An 8,914-nucleotide genomic window follows, 5' to 3' on the forward strand; every position below is an offset into this window, starting at 1 on the left:
ATGCGCCATGAATAGTCCCATCCTCACCCATTGTCCTGTCGAGGTGTTCGCATGAGCACCGCACAAATCAGCCTGCCCAAAGGCGTCGGCCCGCACGCCGAAAAACTCTTCGACGCGATCACCCAGGCCGCCACGGCTGAAGAACTGAACCGCGCAGGCGGAAAGGCCGAAGGTTTTGTCCTCGGCCTGGAAAGCACCAAGGCCATCAAGAGCCAGATCGCCGAATCGCTCTACGTCGTTTATGACGATGCGGCGACTCAGCGTGCAGCGGAACTGGCTTAACCGCCGAAGGTGAAGGTGCCGAGCATCAGTTTGGCGTACAGCATCGTCGCACCCAGTTGCACCAGCCACAGCGCCAGCCCACCGAGAAACACCCCGGCCGCGACTTGCAGCACCAGATTGTTGCCGCGCTTGGCGGGAGCGCGGGGGATGAAGTCATCCAGATCGTCGCGGTCGGCGCGCAGGTCATCGTTTTTCATGTCGTCTCTCTGAAATATCGTTTGGGTGCAGTCTAGAGGGTATGGCGGCTTTTCTTCAGACAAATAAAAAACGGGAAGCGCGAAGGCTTCCCGTTTTCAGTGCCACGCCGGATCAGATGACCTGAACGATGGCGTCCGTCACGGCTTCGATGTTGCTCTGGTTCAGCGCGGCGACGCAGATGCGGCCGGTGTCCAGGGCGTAGATGCCGAACTCGTTGCGCAGGCGGTGAACCTGTTCGGTGGTCAGGCCGGAGTAGGAGAACATGCCGCGCTGGCGACCGACGAAGCTGAAGTCACGCTGCGGGGCTTTCTTGGCCAGCAGAGCAACCATCTGCTCGCGCATGCCGCGAATGCGCAGGCGCATTTCAGCCAGTTCGGCTTCCCACTGAGCGCGCAGTTCCGGGCTGTTCAGCACAGCGGCAACGATGCTTGCGCCGTGGGTCGGCGGGTTGGAGTAGTTGGTGCGGATCACGCGTTTGACTTGCGACAGGACGCGGGCGCTTTCTTCTTTCGATTCGCTGATGATCGACAGTGCACCGACGCGCTCGCCGTACAACGAGAACGACTTGGAGAACGAGCTCGATACGAAGAAGGTCAGACCGGATTCCGCGAACAGACGCACGGCAGCGGCGTCTTCGGCGATGCCGTCACCGAAACCCTGGTAAGCCATGTCGAGGAACGGCACGTGACCTTTGGCCTTGACCGCCTCCAGCACGTTGTTCCAGTCCGCCGGGCTCAGGTCGACGCCGGTCGGGTTGTGGCAGCAAGCGTGCAGCACAACGATCGAGCCGTTCGGCAGGGCATTGAGGTCTTCCAGCAGGCCGGCACGGTTCACGTCGTGGGTGGCGGCGTCGTAGTAGCGGTAGTTCTGCACCGGGAAACCGGCGGTTTCGAACAGCGCGCGGTGGTTTTCCCAGCTCGGGTCGCTGATCGCCACGACGGCATTGGGCAGCAGTTGCTTGAGGAAGTCGGCACCGATTTTCAGTGCGCCGGTACCGCCGACGGCCTGAGTGGTGATAACGCGGCCAGCCGCCAGCAGTGGCGAATCATTGCCGAACAGCAGCTTTTGCACAGCCTGGTCGTAGGCCGCGATGCCGTCGATCGGCAGGTAGCCACGGGAGGCGTGCTGAGCGGCGCGAAGGGTTTCGGCTTCGATGACGGCGCGCAGGAGTGGAATTCGCCCCTCTTCGTTGCAGTACACACCCACCCCGAGGTTGACCTTGTTGGTCCGGGTATCGGCGTTGAATGCTTCGTTGAGGCCCAGGATTGGATCGCGGGGTGCCATTTCGACAGCGGAGAACAGGCTCATTTTTACGGCAGCTCTATTGGAGAGTGGAGGGACGTGTGGCGCTCCAGCCGAATGCACTAGAGCGGTGCACAAACGGGGAGCTAGTATAGAGGCCATCATCGATCAATGGCGACAGGCGATTCGGCTTTTAAGGTAAGTTTTTCCGATTATTTCTCGACCGTTAGTCGAATGAACCTGTCGGAGACTTTACCGGATGTAGGACGTTTGCCTTGAAAGGCGAGGCAATCGGCTCCACATTCAGCACAATCTTCGTTTTTCCTTGCGCGACATCGGTCGTTTGCGGTCATTCTCGTGGTGCTGCGGTTTGTCCGCAGCGTCGCGATTCCAGAGGTGTTTATGTCTGAATTCCAGCTCGTCACCCGTTTCGACCCCGCCGGCGATCAACCCGAAGCCATTCGCCAGATGGTCGAAGGCATCGAAGCCGGGTTGTCGCACCAGACATTGCTCGGGGTGACCGGGTCGGGCAAGACCTTCAGCATCGCCAACGTGATCGCCCAGGTGCAGCGTCCGACGCTGGTGCTGGCGCCGAACAAGACCCTGGCCGCGCAGTTGTACGGCGAGTTCAAGTCGTTCTTCCCGAACAACGCCGTCGAGTACTTCGTTTCCTACTACGACTACTACCAGCCCGAAGCCTACGTGCCGTCGTCCGACACCTTCATCGAGAAGGATGCGTCGATCAACGACCATATCGAGCAGATGCGGCTGTCGGCGACCAAGGCATTGCTTGAGCGCAAGGACGCGATCATCGTCACCACGGTGTCGTGCATTTACGGTCTGGGCAGCCCGGAAACCTATTTGAAAATGGTCTTGCACGTCGATCGCGGCGACAAGCTCGACCAGCGTGCGCTGGTGCGGCGCCTGGCCGACCTGCAATACACCCGCAACGACATGGATTTCGCCCGTGCGACCTTCCGTGTGCGCGGCGATGTGATCGACATCTACCCGGCGGAATCCGACCTGGAAGCGATCCGCATCGAGCTGTTCGATGACGAGGTGGAGAGCATTTCTGCGTTCGACCCGCTGACCGGCGAAGTCATCCGCAAGCTGCCGCGCTTCACCTTCTACCCGAAGAGCCACTACGTGACGCCCCGGGAAACCCTGCTCGACGCCATCGAGGGGATCAAGGTCGAGTTGCAGGAGCGCCTGGAATACCTGCGCAACAACAACAAACTGGTGGAAGCCCAGCGTCTTGAGCAGCGCACCCGGTTCGACCTGGAGATGATCCTCGAACTCGGCTACTGCAACGGCATCGAAAACTACTCGCGCTACCTGTCCGGACGCCCGGCTGGTGCGGCGCCGCCGACGCTCTACGATTACCTGCCGGCCGATGCGTTGCTGGTGATCGACGAATCCCACGTCAGTGTGCCGCAAGTCGGCGCGATGTATAAGGGCGACCGCTCGCGCAAAGAAACTCTCGTGGAGTACGGCTTCCGCCTGCCATCGGCGCTGGACAACCGGCCGATGCGCTTCGACGAGTGGGAAGGGGTGAGCCCACAGACGATTTTCGTCTCGGCCACGCCCGGCAACTACGAAGCCGAACACGCAGGTCGGGTGATCGAGCAAGTGGTGCGCCCGACCGGTCTGGTCGACCCGCAGGTTGAAGTACGCCCGGCGCTGACTCAGGTCGACGATCTGCTCTCGGAAATCACCAAGCGTGTGGCGCTGGAGGAGCGAGTGCTGGTCACCACGCTGACCAAGCGCATGGCCGAAGACCTGACCGATTACCTGGCCGATCACGGCGTGCGCGTGCGTTATCTGCACTCGGACATCGACACCGTCGAGCGGGTCGAAATCATCCGCGACCTGCGCCTCGGCACCTTTGATGTGCTGGTGGGGATCAACCTTCTGCGTGAAGGTCTGGACATGCCGGAAGTGTCGCTGGTGGCGATTCTTGACGCCGACAAGGAAGGCTTCCTGCGTTCCGAGCGTTCGCTGATCCAGACCATCGGCCGGGCGGCGCGTAACCTCAATGGCCGGGCGATTCTCTACGCCGATCGCATCACCGGTTCGATGGAGCGGGCCATCGGCGAAACCGAGCGCCGTCGCGAAAAGCAGATCGCCTTCAACCTGGCCAACGGCATCACGCCGAAGGGCGTGTTCAAGGACGTCGCCGACATCATGGAAGGCGCCACCGTGCCCGGTTCGCGCAGCAAGAAGCGCAAAGGAATGGCCAAGGCCGCAGAAGAGAACGCCAAGTACGAAGCCGAACTGCGCTCGCCGAGCGAGATCACCAAGCGCATCCGCCAACTGGAAGAGAAGATGTACCAGTTGGCCCGCGACCTGGAATTCGAAGCGGCAGCGCAGATGCGCGACGAAATTGCCAAGCTGCGTGAGCGGCTGTTGGCCGTTTAACGGATCGTTCCCACGCTCTGCGTGGGAACGCAGCCCTGGACGCTCTGCGTCCGCTCAAGGTTAATGTGCCTCGCCGGCCTTCAGTCCGGCGGGCAATTTCTTGGTCAGCAAAATCGCCAACATGCTGATCCCCAGCGCAATCCCGACAAAATGAAACGCATCGTTGTAGGCCATGATCAGCGCCTGCTGATGCACGATCTCGCTCAACTTGCCCAACGCCGCCGTGTCACTGCCGAACCGATCGGTCAGCGACGCCAGGCGTTCGGCCACCTGCGGATTGGTCGGCACCACCGCTTCACGCAAATAATCGAAATAGGTCTTGGTGCGCGCATCCAGCAAAGTAGCGAGCAGGGCAATGCCGATGGCGCCGCCGAGGTTGCGCAAAATGTTGAACAGGCTCGACGCCGAACCCGCGTCCTGCGGCAGGATGTACGCCGTGGCGATCAGCGAAATGGTCACCATGATCAGCGGCTGACCCAAGGCACGGATGATCTGGATCTGGTTGAACTGCGGCCCGGCGAAATCCGGATTGAGCACCCCGGATGAAAAACTCGCCAGCCCGAACAGCCCGAAACCGATTGTGCACAGCCATTTCGGCGAGACGAATTTCATCAGTTTCGGCACTAGCGGAATCAGAAACAGCTGCGGCACGCCCATCCACATGATCACTTCGCCGATCTGCAGGGCGTTGTAGTTCTGGATTTGCGCCAGGTACAGCGGCAGCAGATAGATCGAACCGTACAACCCGACGCCCATGCCGAGGCTGGAAATACTCGACAGCCCGAAATTGCGGTTGCGCAGGATGCCGAGGTTGATGAGCGGGTTGGGCTTGGAAATCTGCACGATCACGAAGGTGATCAGGCTCAGCAGGGCGATGCTGCCCAGCGTCACGATCAGGCTCGATTCCAGCCAGTCCTTGCGATGGCCTTCCTCAAGGAAAACCTGCAGGCAACCGAGGCCGATGCCGAGCGTGAGAATGCCGGTGTAATCGGTGCTTTTCAGCAGCTCCCAATGCGCTTCTTTCTTCTCCAACCCGTACATCAGCCCGGCGATCATGATCAGCCCCGGCGGGATGTTGATATAGAAGATGTACTCCCAGCCCCAGTTTTCCGTGAGCCAGCCGCCGAGGGTCGGGCCGATGGATGGGGCGAAGGTGGCGGTCATGGCAAACATCGCCATGCCTTTGGCGCGGTGGTGTTCGGGGAGTTTGATCAGTGTCAGGGTGAACGCCAGCGGGATCAGCGCGCCGCCGGTGAAGCCCTGCATGGCGCGAAACACGATCATGCTCTCCAGACTCCAGGCCATCGAGCACAACAGCGAAGAAATCAGAAACCCCAGCGACACCCACACCGCCAGCCGCCGTGCCGACAGCAACTGCACCAGCCAGGCGGTCAGCGGAATCATGATGATTTCCGCCACCAGATAAGACGTCGAAATCCACGAGCCTTCTTCCAGCGTCGCCGACAGGGCGCCCTGAATATCCTTGAGCGACGAGTTGGTGATCTGGATGTCGAGCACCGCCATGAAGGCGCCAAGCATCACGCTCATCACCGCGATCCAGTCCCGCCGGGTCGGTTCGCCGACCGGGCGGATCAGTTGATCACCGGCCATTGTCCGGGGCGTCTTTGATGTTCACGGTGGCGGTGACCGACATGCCCGGACGGATCTTGCCGCGCAACGGGTTATCGGCCTTGAACGTCAGCTTGACCGGAATTCGCTGCACGACTTTGGTGAAGTTGCCGGTGGCATTGTCCGGCGGCAACAGGCTGAATTGCGCGCCGGAGGCGGCGAACAGGCTGTCGACCCGGGCTTCGACCGGCGTATCGCCATAGGCATCGAAAAGCAGCTCGGCCTTCTGGCCTGGCTGCATGTGGCCGATCTGGGTTTCCTTGAAGTTGGCCTGCACCCAGATGTCTTCGCCCGGGACGATCGACAAAAGATAGGCGCCGGCCTGTACCACTTGCCCATTGCGCGCGGCACGCTGGCCGATCAGGCCGCTGATCGGCGCGTGGATTTCGCTGCGGGTCAGGTTCAGTTCGGCCTGGGCGAGGTCGGCACGGGCGTTGGCGATCTGTGCATCGAGGCGTTTGATCTCGGCGGTCAGCGCGTTGACCTGCTGGCGCTGGCTCTGGGCATCGGCCTGGGCCTTGGCCACTTGCGAGCGGGCGATATGGGCGTCGGCGGAGAGGGTGGTGACCCGCTCCTCGGAGACGTAGCCGGGTTTACGCAGGGTTTCTGCCCGCGACAAATCCACCTGCGAGCGGCCGAGCGTTGCCTGGGTGGTGGCAACTTGCGCGTCGCTGGCGGCAATCAGGCTGGCTTGCTGGGTCAATTTGCTCTGGGCTTGCAGGCGCTCGGCCTCACGGGTGGCGAGGGCGGCGTTGGCGCGATCGACGGCCAGACGGAAATCATTCGGTTCGAGACGGATCAGCAGTTGGCCCTTTTCCACATGTTGGTTGTCCTGCACCAGCACTTCGTCGATGCGTGCGCTCAACTGGCTCGACACGCGGGTGATTTCACCCTGGACATAGGCGTTGTCGGTGCTTTCATAAAAGCGTCCCTTGAAAAACCAATGGGCGAAAAAGCCCCCGGCAATCAGCAGGACCAGCAGCAGGAAAATGAACAGGCGACGCTTGAGTTGGGCAGGCATGGGCAAACTGTAGTCGAGGAATTGTAAGGAAAGTTATCAGCAGGCGAATCTGGCATACAGCCGATGAACGGTAAATGCCGTCTGTTGATATTCGGCCATTCACCACGGCCAACGGGCGTTCCAGACGCAACCTTGGCTTAAATGCCCTGCCCGCTGGAGCGGGGCGGGTGTCGCCTGTTACCATTCGCCGCTTGATCGTTCTTTGCTTTTCATTCTTTTCGAGACATGCCATGACCACCGTCCGCACTCGCATCGCGCCATCGCCTACCGGGGATCCCCACGTAGGTACCGCTTACATCGCACTGTTCAACTACTGCTTTGCCAAGCAGCACGGCGGTGAGTTCATCCTGCGGATCGAAGACACCGATCAATTGCGTTCGACCCGCGAGTCCGAACAGCAGATCTTCGACGCCCTGCGCTGGCTGGGCATCGACTGGAGCGAAGGCCCGGACGTCGGCGGCCCGCACGGTCCTTACCGTCAGAGCGAGCGCGGCGATATCTACCAGAAGTACTGCCAGCAACTGGTCGATATGGGCCACGCCTTCCCGTGCTTCTGCACCGCTGAAGAGCTGGATCAGATGCGCGCCGAGCAAATGGCGCGCGGCGAAACCCCGCGTTACGACGGCCGTGCGCTGTTGCTGTCCAAGGAAGAAGTCGCCCGGCGCCTGGCTGCGGGCGAGCCGCACGTGATCCGCATGAAGGTGCCGAGCGAAGGCGTCTGCGTGGTGCCGGACATGCTGCGTGGCGATGTCGAGATCCCGTGGGATCGCATGGACATGCAAGTGCTGATGAAGACCGACGGCCTGCCGACGTACTTCCTGGCCAACGTGGTCGACGATCACCTGATGGGCATCACCCACGTGCTGCGCGGCGAAGAATGGCTGCCGTCGGCGCCGAAACTGATCCTGCTTTACGAGTACTTCGGCTGGGAACAACCGGAGCTGTGCTACATGCCGCTGCTGCGTAACCCGGACAAGAGCAAGCTGTCCAAGCGCAAGAACCCGACTTCGGTGACGTTCTACGAGCGCATGGGTTTCATGCCTGAGGCGATGCTCAACTACCTGGGCCGCATGGGCTGGTCGATGCCGGACGAGCGCGAGAAGTTCTCGCTGCAGGAAATGGTCGACAACTTCGACCTCAAGCGCGTGTCGCTGGGCGGGCCGATTTTCGACATCGAGAAACTGTCGTGGCTCAACGGTCAGTGGCTGCGTGATCTGCCGGTGGAAGAGTTCGCCGCTCGCGTACAAAAGTGGGCATTCAATTCCGAATACATGATGAAGATCGCGCCGCATGTTCAGGGCCGTGTCGAAACCTTCAGCCAGGTTGCACCGCTGGCCGGGTTCTTCTTCGCCGGTGGCGTGAACCCGGATGCCAAGCTGTTCGAATCGAAAAAGCTTTCGGGCGATCAGGTTCGTCAGTTGATGCAATTGATCCTGTGGAAGCTGGAAAGCCTGCGTCAGTGGGAGAAGGACAGCATCACCGCGACGATTCAGGCGGTGGTCGAATCCCTCGAGCTCAAGCTGCGTGATGCGATGCCGCTGATGTTTGCCGCGATTACCGGGCAGGCGAGTTCGGTGTCGGTGCTTGATGCGATGGAAATCCTCGGGCCGGATCTGACCCGTTTCCGTCTGCGCCAGGCGATTGACCTGCTGGGCGGCGTGTCGAAGAAAGAAAACAAAGAGTGGGAAAAGCTGTTGGGCGCCATCGCCTGATTGCGTTTGACTCTGCAGGACGCGCCGAAGGTCAGGATCTTTTGATCCTGTCCTTCGGTGTTTTCCCCCGAATTTACGGGGGGAGGGCGGTAAGTGATTGTAATGCCGACAAAAAATTTTGAAATTTTTCAAAAATAAGTTTGACAGCCTTTCGATACGCCCTTAAGATTCGCCCCGTCCTCAGCGATGACATCAACGATGAGGGGCTATAGCTCAGCTGGGAGAGCGCTTGCATGGCATGCAAGAGGTCGACGGTTCGATCCCGTCTAGCTCCACCAATTTACACTTCGAAGCCTGGCCACACCGGCTTCGAAGCGATCAACACTCAGCGTTGATCAGTTGTATAGAAGGGTTTGCGTCCCCTTCGTCTAGTGGCCTAGGACACCGCCCTTTCACGGCGGTAACAGGGGTT

The 8,914-nt window shown here is 60.5% G+C and carries 7 protein-coding genes and 1 tRNA gene; 4 read left to right on the forward strand and 4 right to left on the reverse strand.

The features are described from left to right. Positions 1 to 51: 51 nt before the first annotated feature. Entirely contained in the window at positions 52 to 282 is a 231-nt protein-coding gene (locus ACODTD_RS21780; RefSeq protein ID WP_011333336.1) for a hypothetical protein, read from the forward strand. Here the strand turns inward: ACODTD_RS21780 and ACODTD_RS21785 are convergent. Together ACODTD_RS21785 and ACODTD_RS21790 are read right to left on the reverse strand one after the other, a co-directional pair. Then, complete coding sequence (locus tag ACODTD_RS21785) at positions 279 to 479, reverse strand: hypothetical protein (RefSeq protein WP_007956421.1); 201 nt, start codon at positions 477 to 479, stop codon at positions 279 to 281. The two genes, ACODTD_RS21780 and ACODTD_RS21785, sit on opposite strands and share 4 nt — an antisense overlap. Positions 480 to 591: 112 nt before the next feature. Continuing rightward, complete coding sequence (locus ACODTD_RS21790; protein WP_489105190.1) at positions 592 to 1,788, reverse strand: amino acid aminotransferase; 1,197 nt, start codon at positions 1,786 to 1,788, stop codon at positions 592 to 594. A gap of 336 nt (positions 1,789 to 2,124) precedes the next feature. Here ACODTD_RS21790 and uvrB point away from each other — a divergent pair, with 336 nt between their 5' ends. After that, a complete protein-coding gene (gene uvrB / locus ACODTD_RS21795) occupies positions 2,125 to 4,140 on the forward strand; it encodes an excinuclease ABC subunit UvrB (RefSeq protein ID WP_108560689.1) in 2,016 nt (671 codons plus the stop codon). A 60-nt stretch (positions 4,141 to 4,200) separates the two neighbouring features. On the opposite strand, the gene ACODTD_RS21800 is transcribed toward uvrB, so the two are convergent. Further along, positions 4,201 to 5,751, reverse strand: coding sequence for an MDR family MFS transporter (locus ACODTD_RS21800; RefSeq protein ID WP_489105191.1), 1,551 nt, complete (start codon positions 5,749 to 5,751; stop codon positions 4,201 to 4,203). After that, on the reverse strand, positions 5,741 to 6,790 hold the full coding sequence (locus ACODTD_RS21805) for an HlyD family secretion protein (RefSeq protein WP_489105192.1): 1,050 nt from the start codon (positions 6,788 to 6,790) through the stop codon (positions 5,741 to 5,743). The genes ACODTD_RS21800 and ACODTD_RS21805 overlap by 11 nt, the downstream gene beginning before the upstream one ends. 230 nt (positions 6,791 to 7,020) lie before the next feature. Between ACODTD_RS21805 and gltX the strand changes: the two genes are divergently transcribed. Both gltX and ACODTD_RS21815 read left to right on the forward strand, forming a co-directional pair. Then, positions 7,021 to 8,502 (forward strand): glutamate--tRNA ligase, encoded by a 1,482-nt coding sequence (gene gltX / locus ACODTD_RS21810; protein ID WP_007956429.1) that lies wholly within the window; start codon positions 7,021 to 7,023, stop codon positions 8,500 to 8,502. A 202-nt stretch (positions 8,503 to 8,704) separates the two neighbouring features. Then, a tRNA-Ala gene (locus ACODTD_RS21815) sits at positions 8,705 to 8,780 on the forward strand. The last annotated feature ends 134 nt before the right edge of the window (positions 8,781 to 8,914 follow it).

It is taken from the genome of Pseudomonas sp. FG35, assembly GCF_057809295.1.